Source organism: Streptomyces sp. PsTaAH-124, assembly GCF_000373685.1.
GTDB classification, from domain to species: Bacteria; Actinomycetota; Actinomycetes; order Streptomycetales; family Streptomycetaceae; genus Streptomyces; species Streptomyces andamanensis.
In genome coordinates this window covers 212,677-226,524 of sequence record NZ_KB892158.1, presented here as the reverse complement: position 1 = coordinate 226,524, position 13,848 = coordinate 212,677, and the positions used below count along the sequence as shown (strand labels likewise).

The 13,848-nt window shown below is 70.9% G+C and carries 14 protein-coding genes; 8 read left to right on the top strand and 6 right to left on the bottom strand.

The genetic code is table 11. From position 1 onward, the window contains the following. Positions 1-132: 132 nt before the first annotated feature. The 6 genes from sdhC to B086_RS0103075 all read left to right on the top strand — a co-directional run bounded on the left by sdhC (position 133) and on the right by B086_RS0103075 (position 4,940). On the top strand, positions 133-513 hold the full coding sequence (gene sdhC, locus B086_RS0103100) for a succinate dehydrogenase, cytochrome b556 subunit (protein ID WP_078509667.1): 381 nt from the start codon (positions 133-135) through the stop codon (positions 511-513). Between the two features lie 5 nt (positions 514-518). Beyond that, positions 519-998 carry a succinate dehydrogenase hydrophobic membrane anchor subunit gene (locus tag B086_RS0103095; protein ID WP_018564951.1) on the top strand — a complete coding sequence of 160 codons (480 nt, stop codon included), beginning with the start codon at positions 519-521 and terminating at the stop codon, positions 996-998. A 24-nt stretch (positions 999-1,022) separates the two neighbouring features. Further along, a complete protein-coding gene (gene sdhA, locus B086_RS0103090) occupies positions 1,023-2,777 on the top strand; it encodes a succinate dehydrogenase flavoprotein subunit (protein ID WP_018564950.1) in 1,755 nt (584 codons plus the stop codon). Continuing rightward, complete coding sequence (locus tag B086_RS0103085; RefSeq protein WP_018564949.1) at positions 2,777-3,556, top strand: succinate dehydrogenase iron-sulfur subunit; 780 nt, start codon at positions 2,777-2,779, stop codon at positions 3,554-3,556. The genes sdhA and B086_RS0103085 overlap by 1 nt, the downstream gene beginning before the upstream one ends. Before the next feature lie 166 nt (positions 3,557-3,722). Further along, positions 3,723-4,133: a VOC family protein gene (locus tag B086_RS0103080; RefSeq protein ID WP_018564948.1), complete on the top strand. Its 411-nt coding sequence runs from the start codon at positions 3,723-3,725 to the stop codon at positions 4,131-4,133. Between the two features lie 147 nt (positions 4,134-4,280). Next, the gene (locus B086_RS0103075; RefSeq protein ID WP_234020894.1) at positions 4,281-4,940 is read left to right on the top strand and encodes a TetR family transcriptional regulator; all 660 of its coding nucleotides are present in this window, start codon (positions 4,281-4,283) and stop codon (positions 4,938-4,940) included. Between the two features lie 36 nt (positions 4,941-4,976). On the opposite strand, the gene B086_RS0103070 is transcribed toward B086_RS0103075, so the two are convergent. Together B086_RS0103070 and B086_RS0103065 are read right to left on the bottom strand one after the other, a co-directional pair. Next, the gene (locus B086_RS0103070) at positions 4,977-6,518 is read right to left on the bottom strand and encodes an ABC transporter substrate-binding protein (RefSeq protein WP_018564946.1); all 1,542 of its coding nucleotides are present in this window, start codon (positions 6,516-6,518) and stop codon (positions 4,977-4,979) included. Positions 6,519-6,836: 318 nt separating this feature from the next. Next, the gene (locus B086_RS0103065) at positions 6,837-7,076 is read right to left on the bottom strand and encodes an SCO4848 family membrane protein (protein WP_018564945.1); all 240 of its coding nucleotides are present in this window, start codon (positions 7,074-7,076) and stop codon (positions 6,837-6,839) included. 103 nt (positions 7,077-7,179) lie between these two features. On the opposite strand from B086_RS0103065, the gene B086_RS0103060 reads away from it, so the two are divergent. Then, a complete protein-coding gene (locus B086_RS0103060; RefSeq protein WP_018564944.1) occupies positions 7,180-8,433 on the top strand; it encodes a D-alanyl-D-alanine carboxypeptidase family protein in 1,254 nt (417 codons plus the stop codon). Here B086_RS0103060 and B086_RS0103055 read toward each other — a convergent pair. Then, positions 8,408-9,355 carry a YihY/virulence factor BrkB family protein gene (locus tag B086_RS0103055; protein ID WP_018564943.1) on the bottom strand — a complete coding sequence of 316 codons (948 nt, stop codon included), beginning with the start codon at positions 9,353-9,355 and terminating at the stop codon, positions 8,408-8,410. The two genes, B086_RS0103060 and B086_RS0103055, sit on opposite strands and share 26 nt — an antisense overlap. Before the next feature lie 140 nt (positions 9,356-9,495). On the opposite strand from B086_RS0103055, the gene B086_RS0103050 reads away from it, so the two are divergent. After that, the gene (locus tag B086_RS0103050) at positions 9,496-10,278 is read left to right on the top strand and encodes an SDR family NAD(P)-dependent oxidoreductase (protein WP_420712527.1); all 783 of its coding nucleotides are present in this window, start codon (positions 9,496-9,498) and stop codon (positions 10,276-10,278) included. A 21-nt stretch (positions 10,279-10,299) separates the two neighbouring features. Here B086_RS0103050 and B086_RS0103045 read toward each other — a convergent pair whose 3' ends face one another. From B086_RS0103045 to B086_RS0103035, 3 genes are all read right to left on the bottom strand, one after another. Further along, positions 10,300-10,881: a 2'-5' RNA ligase family protein gene (locus tag B086_RS0103045; protein WP_026252044.1), complete on the bottom strand. Its 582-nt coding sequence runs from the start codon at positions 10,879-10,881 to the stop codon at positions 10,300-10,302. A 227-nt stretch (positions 10,882-11,108) separates the two neighbouring features. Beyond that, positions 11,109-12,122: a tryptophan--tRNA ligase gene (trpS, locus tag B086_RS0103040; RefSeq protein WP_037872751.1), complete on the bottom strand. Its 1,014-nt coding sequence runs from the start codon at positions 12,120-12,122 to the stop codon at positions 11,109-11,111. A gap of 138 nt (positions 12,123-12,260) precedes the next feature. Then, the gene (locus tag B086_RS0103035; RefSeq protein ID WP_018564939.1) at positions 12,261-13,706 is read right to left on the bottom strand and encodes a glycine hydroxymethyltransferase; all 1,446 of its coding nucleotides are present in this window, start codon (positions 13,704-13,706) and stop codon (positions 12,261-12,263) included. Positions 13,707-13,848 lie beyond the last annotated feature (142 nt).

The window sequence follows — 13,848 nt, the reverse complement described above, 5'->3', positions numbered from 1 at the left end:
ACCGGCAGGCCCGCTGTCAGCACCGCTCACACACGTCGCTACGATGCTGGGGGCCGGTGGACCGTACCCGGCCGGGCCCGACCGACAGTGAAGCCGGCGCGGCCCTAGTCCCCGCTCCCGGAGGGTTCTTCCGTGCCGGCTGGAACGCTGTACCGCGGACGGGAAGGAATGTGGTCCTGGGTGGCTCACCGAGTCACCGGCGTCCTCATCTTCTTCTTCCTGTTCGTTCATGTGCTGGACACCGCGCTCGTCCGCGTGTCTCCCGAGGACTACGACAAGGTCGTGTCCACGTACAAGACCCCGATCGTCGCGTGCCTGGAGTACGGCCTCGTCGCCGCCATCCTCTTCCACGCGCTCAACGGTCTCCGTGTCATCGCCGTCGACTTCTGGGCCAAGGGCGCCCGCTACCAGAAGCAGATGCTCTGGACCGTCGTCGGCGTCTGGGTCGTGCTCATGCTCGGGGCGGTCTACCCCGTCCTGGGCCACGCCGCTCGAGTCGTCTTCGGGAGCTGACGCGCATGTCCACCACTGAAATCACCGCTTCCGGCGTCGGCCCGGTCGAGGGCGCCTCCTACAACGTCGACAACCCGGCGCCGCTCATCGAGGCCCCGCGCAAGCGCACCAAGAAGACCCCGAAGTCGACCCGGGGCAACTTCGAGCTGTACGGCTGGCTCTTCATGCGGCTGTCCGGCGTCGTCCTGGTCGTCCTGGTCATCGGCCACCTGCTCATCCAGCTCGTGCTGGACGGCGGTGTCTCCAAGGTCGGCTTCGCGTTCGTCGCGGGCCGCTGGGCCTCGCCCTGGTGGCAGGTCTGGGACCTGCTGATGCTGTGGCTGGCCATGCTGCACGGCTGCAACGGCCTGCGTACCGTCATCAACGACTACGCGGAGCGCGCGAACACGCGGCTGTGGCTGAAGGGCCTGCTCTACACCGCCACGGTGTGGACCATCCTGCTGGGCACGCTGGTGATCTTCACCTTCGACCCGAACATCCGCTAGGCACGGGGCTGAGGTAATCCACTCATGAAGATCCACAAGTACGACACCGTCATCGTCGGCGCCGGCGGCGCCGGTATGCGCGCCGCCATCGAGTCGACCAAGCGCAGCCGCACCGCCGTGCTGACCAAGCTCTACCCCACCCGCTCCCACACGGGCGCCGCGCAGGGCGGCATGGCCGCCGCGCTGGCCAACGTGGAGGAGGACAACTGGGAGTGGCACACCTTCGACACGATCAAGGGCGGTGACTACCTGGTCGACCAGGACGCCGCCGAGATCCTGGCGAAGGAGGCCATCGACTCGGTCCTCGACCTGGAGAAGATGGGCCTGCCGTTCAACCGGACGCCCGACGGGACGATCGACCAGCGCCGCTTCGGCGGTCACTCCCGCAACCACGGCGAGGCCCCGGTCCGCCGCTCCTGCTACGCGGCCGACCGCACCGGCCACATGATCCTCCAGACGCTCTATCAGAACTGTGTCAAGGAGGGCGTGGAGTTCTTCAACGAGTTCTACGTCCTGGACCAGCTGCTGACCGAGGTCGACGGCGTCAAGCGCTCGGCCGGCGTGGTGGCGTACGAGCTGGCGACCGGTGAGATCCACGTCTTCCAGGCGAAGTCCGTGATCTACGCCTCCGGCGGCACCGGCAAGTTCTTCCGGGTGACCTCCAACGCGCACACGCTCACCGGTGACGGCCAGGCCGCCGTCTACCGCCGCGGGCTGCCGCTGGAGGACATGGAGTTCTTCCAGTTCCACCCGACCGGCATCTGGCGCATGGGCATCCTGCTGACGGAGGGCGCCCGCGGTGAGGGCGGCATCCTGCGCAACAAGGACGGCGAGCGCTTCATGGAGAAGTACGCTCCCGTCATGAAGGACCTGGCGTCCCGCGACGTCGTGTCCCGCTCCATCTACACGGAGATCCGTGAGGGCCGCGGCTGCGGTCCCGAGGGCGACCACGTCTACCTCGACCTCACGCACCTGCCGCCGGAGCAGCTGGACGCCAAGCTGCCCGACATCACCGAGTTCGCGCGGACCTACCTCGGCATCGAGCCCTACACGGACCCGATCCCGATCCAGCCCACCGCGCACTACGCGATGGGCGGCATCCCGACCAACGTCGAGGGTGAGGTCCTGGCGGACAACACCACCGTCGTGCCGGGCCTGTACGCGGCCGGCGAGGTCGCCTGCGTCTCCGTGCACGGCGCCAACCGCCTGGGCACCAACTCGCTGCTGGACATCAACGTCTTCGGCCGCCGGGCCGGCATCGCCGCCGCCGAGTACGCCGACGGCGCGGACTTCGTGGCGCTGCCCGAGGACCCGGAGAGCCAGGTCGTCGAGCAGATCGAGCGGCTGCGCTCCTCCACGGGCACCGAGCGGGTGGCCACCATCCGCCGCGAGCTCCAGGAGACCATGGACGCCAACGTCATGGTGTTCCGCACCGAGCAGACGATCAAGACGGCGGTCGAGAAGATCGCCGAGCTGCGCGCGCGCTACAAGAACGTGTCCATCCAGGACAAGGGCAAGCGGTTCAACACCGACCTCCTGGAGGCCATCGAGCTGGGCAACCTGCTGGACCTGGCCGAGGTCATGGCGGTCTCCGCCCTGGCCCGCAAGGAGTCCCGCGGCGGTCACTACCGCGAGGACTACCCGAACCGCGACGACGTCAACTTCATGCGCCACACCATGGCGTACCGCGAGGTCGGCGCCGACGGGTCCGAATCCATCCGTCTCGACTACAAGCCGGTCGTCCAGACCCGCTACCAGCCGATGGAGCGTAAGTACTGATGGCAACCCCTGTTCTGGACAAGGCGGACGCGGCCGGGCAGCCCGAGCCGGGTTTCGCCGACTCCCCCTACATCACCGTCACCTTCCGGATCCGCCGGTTCAACCCGGAGGTCTCGGCGGAGTCGGTCTGGGAAGACTTCCAGCTGGAGATCGACCCCAAGGAGCGGGTCCTCGACGGCCTGCACAAGATCAAGTGGGATGTCGACGGCACGCTGACGTTCCGCCGCTCCTGCGCGCACGGCATCTGCGGCTCGGACGCCATGCGGATCAACGGCAAGAACCGTCTGGCCTGCAAGACGCTGATCAAGGACATCAACCCCGAGAAGCCGATCACGGTCGAGCCCATCAAGGGCCTGACGGTCCTCAAGGACCTGGTCGTCGACATGGAGCCGTTCTTCCAGGCGTACCGGGACGTGATGCCCTTCCTGATCACGAAGGACACCAACGAGCCCACGCGTGAGCGGCTCCAGTCGGCCGAGGACCGGGCGCGCTTCGACGACACGACGAAGTGCATCCTGTGCGCGGCCTGCACCTCCTCCTGCCCGGTGTTCTGGAACGACGGCCAGTACTTCGGTCCGGCCGCCATCGTCAACGCCCACCGCTTCATCTTCGACTCGCGTGACGAGGCGGGCGAGCAGCGCCTGGAGATCCTGAACGACAAGGACGGCGTCTGGCGCTGCCGCACCACCTTCAACTGCACCGACGCCTGCCCGCGCGGCATCGAGGTGACGAAGGCGATCGCGGAGGTCAAGCGGGCGCTGATCACCCGGCGCTTCTGAGGCGTCCGCCGTCCGGTACGCCCCGCGGCGGCCGGTCCGGTACCGAGGGCCCCGCTCCGTCCTGGAGCGGGGCCCTCGGCGTGTCTGCGCCGGGCGGGTGACCTCGCGGGCCGCCGTGCGGGGTGGACGCGGGGGCGGGCGGCCGGGCCGTACCTAACCTGATCACATGTCAGATGACGAGTCGTACGAGCTGCTCGGGTTCGACAACGTGCTGCTGGCCGTGGGTGATCTCGACGAGGCCGCGGCCTTCTACGGGCGGGCCGGGTTCACGGTGGCCTTCCGGCTGGACGAGGCGGGGATCGCGCTGCTGAAGGTCGGCGGGGAGACCCCGGGGATCCTGCTGCGCCGCGAGGAGGCGCTCGGGCACCGGCCGCCGCCCTGGCACACCCCGCGGCTGTGGCTGGAGGTCCCGGACGCCCGCGCGGCGGCCCGCGCGCTGGCGGCGGCCGGGATCGAGCCGCTGGACACGCCGGTGGCGCAGGCGACCGGCTGGACCGTGGAGATCGCCGACCCCTGGGGCAACGTCCTCGGTCTCACCGACTACACCAAGCGCCCGGAGCTGGGCCGCAGGCCCTGAGCGGCCGGGCGCCGACGGCGCGCGGGCACTGGCTAGGCTCTGTCCGTGTCCGAGAAGAAGAGCCCCGGCGGCAAGAGCGAGACCAGCGGCGCGGGCCCGGCCCCGAGCAAGTCCGAGCAGACCCGCGCCCTCATCCTGGAGACGGCCATGCGCCTGTTCCAGGAGCGCGGCTACGACCGGACGACCATGCGGGCCATCGCGCAGGAGGCCGGGGTCTCGGTCGGCAACGCGTACTACTACTTCGCGGGCAAGGAACACCTGATCCAGGGCTTCTACGACCGGATCGCCGCCGAGCACCGGGAGGCGGTGCGCGAGGTCCTGGCGCGCGAGACGGGCCTCCAGGCGCGGCTGGCGGGGGTGCTGAAGGCATGGCTCGACGTCGCCACGCCGTACCACGAGTTCGCGGTGCAGTTCTTCAAGAACGCCGCCGATCCCGACAGTCCGCTCAGCCCGTTCTCCCCGGAGTCCGAGCACGCGCGCGTGGAGGCCGTCAGCGTCCACAAGGAGGTGCTGTACGGGGCGCGGACCAGGGTGCCGGCGGAGCTGCGCGAGGTGCTGCCCGAGCTGATGTGGCTGGCCCAGATGGGCCTGGTCCTGTACTGGGTGTTCGACCGCACCGAGGGCCGTGAGCGCAGCTACCGGCTGGCCGAGCGCGGCGCCCGGCTCACCGCGCGGGGCGTGTCGCTGGCCCGGTTCCGGGCGCTGCGTCCGCTCGTGCTCGATGTGCACGAGCTGTTCACGGACTTCCTGCCAGGGATGACGAAGGCGCTGCCGGATCCGTCGGCCAGGGCCCGCAGACAGGCGTGAGGCCCGCCGGGCGGCGGGCCGTCACGCGGGCGCGGGTCAGATCCAGGTGAGCTTCCACAGGCGGAAGACGCCCGTGCCGTCCGAGAGGTACTGGCCGCCGCCGACGTCCTCGGTGGTGACGACGTACTCCTTCTGCTGCCACAGCGGGACCAGCGGGACGTCCTCGGCCACCTTCGCCTGGAGGTTGCGGAAGTCGGTGGCCGCGCGGCTGCGGTCGGTGTACTGCTGGCTGTCGGAGACGAGTGCGTCGACGGCCTTGTTGCTGTAGCCGGTGTTCATGCTGCTGCCGGTGCCGACGAGCGGGCCGCCGAAGGTGTCCGGGTCGGGGTAGTCGGCGACCCAGCCGACCGCCCAGGCGTCGAGCTTGCCGGAGGTGTACCGCTTCTGGAAGTCGGTCCACTCGTAGCCCTTGACGTCGACCTTGAACAGGCCGCTCGCCTCCAGCTGCTTCTTGATCTCCGCGGCTTCCTGGGCGCCCTGGCCGCGGCCCTCGCCGTAGCCGTAGGTGAAGCGCACCGGGGTGGAGACGCCCGCGTCCGTCAGCAGCTGGCGGGCCTTCTTGGTGCTCTGGGCCGGGTAGGAGTCGAAGAAGGACGTGGTGTGTCCGGTGATGCCGGCCGGGACCAGGGAGTACAGCGCGTCGACCGTGCCGTCGTAGACGGAGGTGACGAGCTGCTCGCGGTTGACCAGCCAGGCGATGGCGCGGCGGACCCGGGCGTCGTGCAGCGGCGAGGAGTCGTGCGTGTTGAGGTACAGGTTGCGGGTCTCGGCGCTGTCGGACACCGACACGCGCTGCTTGGGGTCGCTGGGGTTCAGCCCGGCGAGCACCTTCGGGGTCAGCGTGCGGGTGGCGACGTCGACCTGCTTGTCCTCCCACGCCTTGTCGAGCGCGGTGCCCTCGGTGAAGTAGCGCACCTGGACCGGCTTGGCGGAGCCGCTGATGGCGCCCTTGTAGGAGCCGTTGGGCTTCAGCTCGGCGCTCTTGTCCTTGCTGTAGCCGGTCAGCCGGTAGGGGCCGGTGCCGTCGGCGTCGTTCCCGGTGCGCAGCGAGTCCAGCGCGTAGCGGGTGTGGTCGACGATGGAGCCGGCGCCGGTGGCGGCCTTCAGCGGGAAGGTGGTGTCGGGCGTGGAGAGGTGGAAGGTGACGGTCATGCCGTCGGCCTCCACCGAGCCCAGGGTGGAGAACAGGGAGGACGGGCCGACCTGGGAGTTGATCTTCTTGACCCGGTCGAAGGAGTACTTGACGTCCTCGGCGGTCATCGTCCGGCCGCTGGGGAACTTGAGCCCCTCGCGGACCGTGCAGCGGTAGGTGCGCGAACCGCCGCCGGTGAAACCGCAGTCCTTGGCGGCGTCCGGCACCGGCTGGGTGCCGCCGGGCTCGAAGGTCAGCAGCGACTGGAAGACATTGCTGTACAGGGCCCAGGAACCGGCGTCGTAGGCACCGGCCGGGTCCAGCGAGGTGACGGCGTCCGTGGTGCCCAGGGTGATCGCCTTGCCCTTGTCACCCTGCGACGGCAGGAGTTGCCAGCCGCCCACGCCGACCACCGCCAGAACCAGCAGTGTCAGCAGAATCCGCATGCGAACCGACCGCATCGGTGATGCCCTCCCCAGGCCCTTCGCGAGCCGCCGTGCATATGCCACACCCCGTAGGGCCGCGCACACATAATCACACGACGTTCACCTTGGGGAAGAGGTTCCAGGAAGGGATGAAAAGACGTTATGAAGAAGTGTTGTCGCTTTGTTTCACAGGATGTCCTCAGGCGCCCCTCAGATGGCGATGAATGTACGTTTTACTCCTTTTCATCCGTCCTTCCGGGATGAAAGGTGATACGCCACACACCTGGACGCCCGTCCCGGTTCCGGACGGAACGTCAGCCGCCCGGTCCGCCGTACCCGTTATGACATCCGGCGCAGTGCGCGCAGCCCGCGCAACCCGAGGCCCCCGATGACCGTCCCCCATACGAAGGAGACGACCGCCAACGCCAGGTGGACCCAGAAGTACGCCGTCGGATGACCGTCGTCGAACGCGAGCCCGCTGCTGTCCTTGACGAGATTCTTGACGAAAGTGATCCAGATGACCCAGCTCCACACCCCGAAGGCGAGCAGGAACCAGGAGACGGGGCGGCTGAGCTTCATACCCTCAGTATCGCTGCCGGGTGTCCGGAGCCGGGGGCGGGGTACGGCCGGGGGCGGGCCCCGAGGCAGGGCCGCGATGGACACGACAGGTACGTTTCCGACCGTGCCCGCACCCGCCAGGACCGTCCGCCGCTCGCTGCTGGTCGCCTCCGCCGCCCTGCTGTCCCTCTCCGTGACCGCGCCCGCCGCGCTCGCCGCGCCCGCCCCCACGGCCACTCCCCCGGCGCAGATGTCCGGCGTGGGCGGTGCCCGGCTGGCCCAGCCCGGCACCCAGGTCGCCCTGGCCCCCGGGGTGCCCGCGCTGCCCAAGGAGCTGACCGCGCGCTCCTGGATCGTCGCCGACGCCGAGTCCGGGCAGGTGCTCGCCGCGCACAACGCGCACTGGCGGCTGCCCCCTGCCAGCACCCTGAAGATGCTCTTCGCCGACACCGTGCTGCCGAAGTTCCCCAAGACCCAGACGCACAAGGTCGCCCCGAGCGACCTGGCCGGGATGGGCGAGGGCTCCAGCCTGGTCGGGATCAAGGAGAACGAGACCTACTCCGTCCACGACCTGTGGCTGGGCGTCTTCCTGCGCTCCGGCAACGACGCCGTGCATGTGCTGTCCGCCATGAACAGCGGCGTGGCCCGGACCGTGCAGGACATGAACGCGCACGCCCAGGACCTCCAGGCGCTGGACACCCACGTGGTGAGCCCGGACGGCTACGACGCCCCCGGCCAGGTCTCCTCGGCCTACGACCTCACCCTGTTCGCCCGCTCCGGGCTCCAGAAGAAGGACTTCCGGGAGTACTGCTCGACCGTGCGCGCCGCCTTCCCCGGCGAGACGAAGAAGGACAAGAACAAGAAGGGGAAGACCTCCCGGGACTCCTTCGAGATCCAGAACACCAACCGGCTGCTCGCCGGTGACGCCGGGCTGTCCGTCTACCCGGGCATCGCGGGCGTGAAGAACGGCTACACCACCAACGCGGGCAACACCTTCACCGGCGTCGCCGAGCGCAACGGCAGGGTGCTGCTCGTGACGGTGATGAACCCGCAGAGCACCGTGCACGACGAGGTCTACCGGGAGACCGGCCGGCTCTTCGACTGGGGTTTCAAGGCGGCCGGCAAGGTGCAGCCGGTGGGCACCCTGGTACGGCCCAGGAGCGCCGAGGCGGCCGGTGCGCAGCCGGACCCGAGCGCCCCGGCCGACGGCACGCGGGGCACGGCGAGGACCGCGAGCGCCGCCGGGAGCGGCTCCGGCGGCATGGGGATCGCGCTGGGCATCACCGGCGGGGTGCTGGTGCTGCTGGCGGCCGGTGCCTTCCTGGTCAACCGGCGCTGGCCGCTGCCGGAGCTCATGCGGCGCCGTCCGCGCCCCTGAGCCGCCCGCCGGGCCGCTCGGCCGCCTCGTCACCGCCGCCGGTCCCCGGACCGGCGGCGTCCCCGTCCGCCTCCGCCGCGCTGCCGGTCGCGGTCCAGGCGGAGCAGTACAGCACCAGCTTGGCCGTGAAGTTGATCCACAGCAGCAGCGCGACCGGGACCCCGAACGCGCCGTACATGCTCTTCGCCGCCACCCCCTGGATATAGCCGCTGAGCAGCAGCTTCAGCAGCTCGAAGCCGACCGCGCCGAGCAGCGCGGCGACCACCAGGCGGTGGCGCGGCGGCTCGACGCCGGGCAGCAGGGTCAGGACGTACAGCAGCACCAGGAAGTCGGCGAGCACCGCGACGGCGAACGCGATGACCCGCAGGACCACGCTGCCCGCGCCGTCCTCGCCCAGGCCCACCGCGCGCGAGGTCCAGCCGACGGCGGCCGAGGCGACGGTGGAGACGGCGAGCGTGACCAGCACGGCGCCGCCGAAGCCCACCAGGATCCCCGCGTCCTGGACCTTGCTCACCACCGGGTTCTTCTCCGGGTCCGGCAGCTCCCAGACGGCGCGCAGGCAGTCGCGCATCTGGCCGACCCAGCCCATGCCGGTGAAGAGCAGGGCGGCACCGGCGATGATCCCGACGGTGCCCGCGTTCTGCGCCAGCGTGGTGATGTGCAGCTGGTCGCCCAGGCCCGGGAACTGCTGGGCGATCTTGCTCTCCATGGTGTGCTGCTGCCGGGTGCTGAGGGTGGCGGCGCCGATCGCGGCGGCCAGGGTCAGCAGCGGGAACAGCGCGATGAAGCTGACGAACGTCATGGCGGCGGCGAGCCGGGTCCATTTGACCCGGTCCAGACGTTCGTACGACCGCCACGCGTGCGTCTGCATCAGACGTGTCAGCCACGGGCCGATCACGGGGAGGTTCTTCAGCCAGTCCATGATCGGACTTCTGCCCGCTCAGGCGCCGCGTCAACACCGCGTTTCTACGACAGAACGCCCATAAGCGGACGATACAGTCGTCTGCCGTGAAGGTTGCCCCCGGCGCGGTCCCCCGTCCCGCCTCCCGTCCCGCCCGTTCCCTGGCCCGGCTGGTCCCCCGGCTCACCGATCCGGGTCCCGGCCGGCTGCCGCGCTCCGTGCTGGTGCTCGGCGGCACCTCCGAGATCGCGCTGGCCACCGTGCGGCGGCTGATCGCGCGCCGCACCCGCACGGTGTGGCTGGCGGGCCGGTCCGCGCCCGCCCTGGACGAGGAGGCGGCCCGGCTGCGGGCGCTGGGCGCCGAGGTGCGCACGGTCGCCTTCGACGCGCTCGACTGCGGCGCGCACGAGAGCGTGCTCGGCAAGGTGTTCGCCGAGGGCCCCGTCGACCTGGTGCTGCTGGCCTTCGGCGTCCTGGGCGACCAGGCGTACGACGAGCGGGAGCCGCTGAACGCGGTGCACGTCGCCCAGACCAACTACTCCGGCGCGGTCTCGGCGTCCCTGGTGGCCGCGCGCGCCCTCCAGAACCAGGGGCACGGCTCTCTCGCCGTCCTCTCCGCTGCCGCCGCCGAACGGGCCCGCCGCACCGACTTCATCTACGGCTCCAGCAAGGCGGGCCTGGACACCTTCACCCAGGGCCTGGGCGACGCGCTGTACGGGACGGGCGTGCACGTGATGCTCGTACGCCCCGCGTTCGTGACGTCCCGGGCCACGGCGGGCCGCGCGGTGCCGCCGCTGGCGAGCACGCCGGGCGAGGTCGCCACCGCCGTCGAACTGGGCCTGCGGCGGCACTCGGAGACCGTATGGGTGCCGGGCACGCTGCGGGTGGTCACGACGGCGCTGCGGCATCTGCCGCGCGGGCTGTACCGGCGGCTGCCGCTGTAGCGGAGGGGCGTCCTGGCGGGCCTAGCGGGCGGGCAGGGTGCCGCGGTCGACGGGGGCCGCCTGCGGGGGCACCACCGCGCGGCCGCCGAAGGAGAACTCCCGCAGCTTGCGCCACACCCCGTCGGGGCCCTGCTCGTGCAGCGCGAAACCGGTGCACGTCCAGGCGGCCTCGTACCCGGCCAGCTCCGCGAAGGCGCGGTCCATCGCGGCCTCGTCGATGCCGTGCGCGACCGTGACGTGCGGGTGGTAGGGGAACTGGAGTTCGCGGGCCACCGGCCCGGAGGCGTCCCGGACCCGCTCCTGGAGCCGGGCGCACGCCTCGGCGCCCTCGACGACCCGGACGTACACCACCGGCGACAGCGGCCGGAAGGTGTCGGTGCCGGACAGCCGCATCGGGAAGGACCGCCCGGCCGCCGCCACCTCGGTCAGATGGGCCTCGACGGCCGGGAGCGCGGCCCGGTCGACCTCGGTCGGCGGGAGCAGGGTGACATGCGTGGGGATGCCGTGAGCCGCGGCGTCGCCGAAGCCCGCGCGCCGCTCCTGGAGCAGGCTGCCGTGGGGCTCCGGGACCGCGATCGACACACCGATCGTTACGGTCCCCACGTCGTCTCCTGTCGTCGTGCCGATGTGGTCTCTGCTCTGCTGTCCGTGCCGTCCCCGCGGGCGAGGGCCGGGCGGGCTCGTGCCCTCTCGTGCGCTCTCGCGTGTTCCCGGCCGTTTCGTCCCGGCCGTCCGGCTATCGACTGTACGGCCACGGCCCGGCGATGGGCAGGCGCAGCCGCAGTGATGTACGGCGCTTCGTACGGGACGGTCGCGAGCGGGAGTGCGCCTCAGTGCTTGGCCGGCAGGAAGCCCACCCGGTCGTACGCGTGGGCGAGGGTCTCCGCGGCGACCGCGCGGGCCTTCTCGGCGCCCTTGGCCAGGATCGAGTCCAGCGTCTCCGGGTCGTCCAGGTACTGCTGGGTCTGCTCGCGGAACGGCGTCACGAACTCGACCATGACCTCGGCCAGGTCCGTCTTGAGCGCGCCGTACCCCTTGCCCTCGTACTTCTCCTCCAGCGCGGGGATGCCCGTGCCGGTGAGCGTGGCGTAGATCGACAGCAGGTTGCTGACGCCGGGCTTGGCCTCGGGGTCGAAGCGGATGACCGTGTCGGTGTCGGTGACCGCGCTCCTGACCTTCTTCGCGGTGGTCCTCGGGTCGTCGAGCAGGTTGATGAGGCCCTTCGGCGTGGACGCCGACTTGCTCATCTTGATCGACGGCTCCTGGAGGTCGTAGATCTTCGCCGTCTCCTTGAGGATGTACGCGGAGGGGACGGTGAAGGTCTCGCCGAAGCGGCCGTTGAAGCGCTCGGCCAGGTCGCGGGTCAGCTCGATGTGCTGGCGCTGGTCCTCGCCGACCGGCACCTGGTGGGCCTGGTAGAGGAGGATGTCGGCGACCTGGAGGACGGGGTACGTGAACAGGCCGACGGAGGCCCGGTCGGCACCCTGCTTGGCGGACTTGTCCTTGAACTGGGTCATCCGGGACGCCTCGCCGAAGCCGGTGAGGCAGTTCATGACCCAGGCGAGCTGGGCGTGCTCGGGCACGTGGCTCTGGACGAACAGCGTGCAGCGCTCCGGGTCGAGACCGGCGGCCAGCAGCTGGGCGGCGGCCAGCCGGGTGTTGGCGCGCAGCTCGGCCGGGTCCTGCGGGACCGTGATCGCGTGCAGGTCGACGACCATGTAGAAGGCGTCGTGGGACTCCTGGAGGGACACCCACTGGCGGACGGCGCCGAGGTAGTTGCCGAGGTGGAACGAGCCTGCGGTGGGCTGGATTCCGGAGAGCACGCGAGGTCGGTCGTTGGCCATGCTCACCATTCTCTCAGGTAACGGCCCCCGATCCGGAACTGGTCCGCAACAGCCGCGGCCCGAATCGCCTGCTGTTGTGCAACAGCCTCACCGGACGGCCGCCCCCCGGCGTGGGAGGGGGCGGCCGCGGGCCGGTGGTCAGCCGAGGTCGATCTCCGGGTAGAGCGGGAAGCCCGCCACGAGGTCGGAGGCCCGGTGGGCGATCTCCTCGGCGGTCTTGCCGTCCAGGACGTGCCGCGCCTTGGACGGGGCGCCCTTGGCGGTGGTACCGGGCTCGGTCGCGGTCAGCACCCGGTCGATGAGAGCGGCGACCTCGTCCATCTCGGCGGTGCCGAGCCCCCGGGTGGTCAGCGCGGGCGTGCCGATCCGGACGCCGGAGGTGTACCAGGCGCCGTTGGGGTCGGCGGGGATCGCGTTGCGGTTGGTGACGATGCCGGAGTCCAGCAGCGCGGCCTCGGCCTGGCGGCCGGTCAGCCCGTAGGAGGAGGCGACGTCGATCAGGTTGAGGTGGTTGTCGGTGCCGCCGGTCACCAGGGTGGCGCCGCGCCGCGTCAGGCCCTCGGCCAGGGCGCGGGAGTTGTCGACGACCCGCCGGGCGTAGTCCTGGAAGGAGGGCTGCCGGGCCTCGGCCAGGGCGACCGCCTTGGCGGCCATGACGTGCGGGAGCGGGCCGCCGAGCACCATCGGGCAGCCGCGGTCGACCTGGTCCTTGAGGGAGTCGTCGCACAGGACCATGCCGCCGCGCGGGCCGCGCAGCGACTTGTGGGTGGTGGTGGTGACGATCTGGGCGTGCGGGACCGGGTCGAAGTCGCCGGTGAGGACCTTGCCCGCGACCAGCCCGGCGAAGTGGGCCATGTCGACCATGAGCGTGGCGCCGACCTCGTCGGCGATCTCGCGCATGATCCGGAAGTTCACCAGGCGGGGGTAGGCCGAGTAGCCCGCGACGATGATCAGCGGCTTGAACGCGCGGGCGGTGGCGCGCAGGGCCTCGTAGTCGAGGAGACCGGTGGCCGGGTCGGTGCCGTAGGAGCGCTGGTCGAACATCTTCCCGGAGATGTTCGGGCGGAAGCCGTGGGTGAGGTGGCCGCCGGCGTCCAGGGACATGCCCAGCATGCGCTGGTTGCCGAAGGCGGCGCGCAGTTCGGCCCAGTCGGCGTCGGAGAGGTCGTTGATCTGGCGGACGCCGGTCTTCTCCAGGAAGGGCGCCTCGACCCGGTCGGCGAGGACCGCCCAGAAGGCGACCAGGTTGGCGTCGATGCCGGAGTGCGGCTGGACGTAGGCGTGGCGGGCGCCGAACAGCTCCCGGGCGTGCTCGGCGGCCAGCGACTCGACGGTGTCGACGTTGCGGCAGCCCGCGTAGAAGCGGCGGCCCACGGTGCCCTCGGCGTACTTGTCGCTGAACCAGTTGCCCATCGCGAGCAGCGTGGCCGGGGAGGCGTAGTTCTCGGAGGCGATCAGCTTGAGCATCTCGCGCTGGTCGGCCACCTCCTGGCCGATGGCGTCGGCGACGCGCGGTTCGACGGCGCGGATCACGTCGAGCGCGGCGCGGAAGGCGGTGGACTCGGTGGACAGGGGCGCGGACATCTGGGGACCTCCGGACGTGGCGTCGGCGTTCACGGGACGGCCCAGGCGCACGGCACAGATGCTGCTCGGGCCGCTTCCCGATGGTCGGTCCCATCTTCGGGTCCCGGCGTCCCGCCGGGGCCCAGCGCGCCAGTCACGGCCC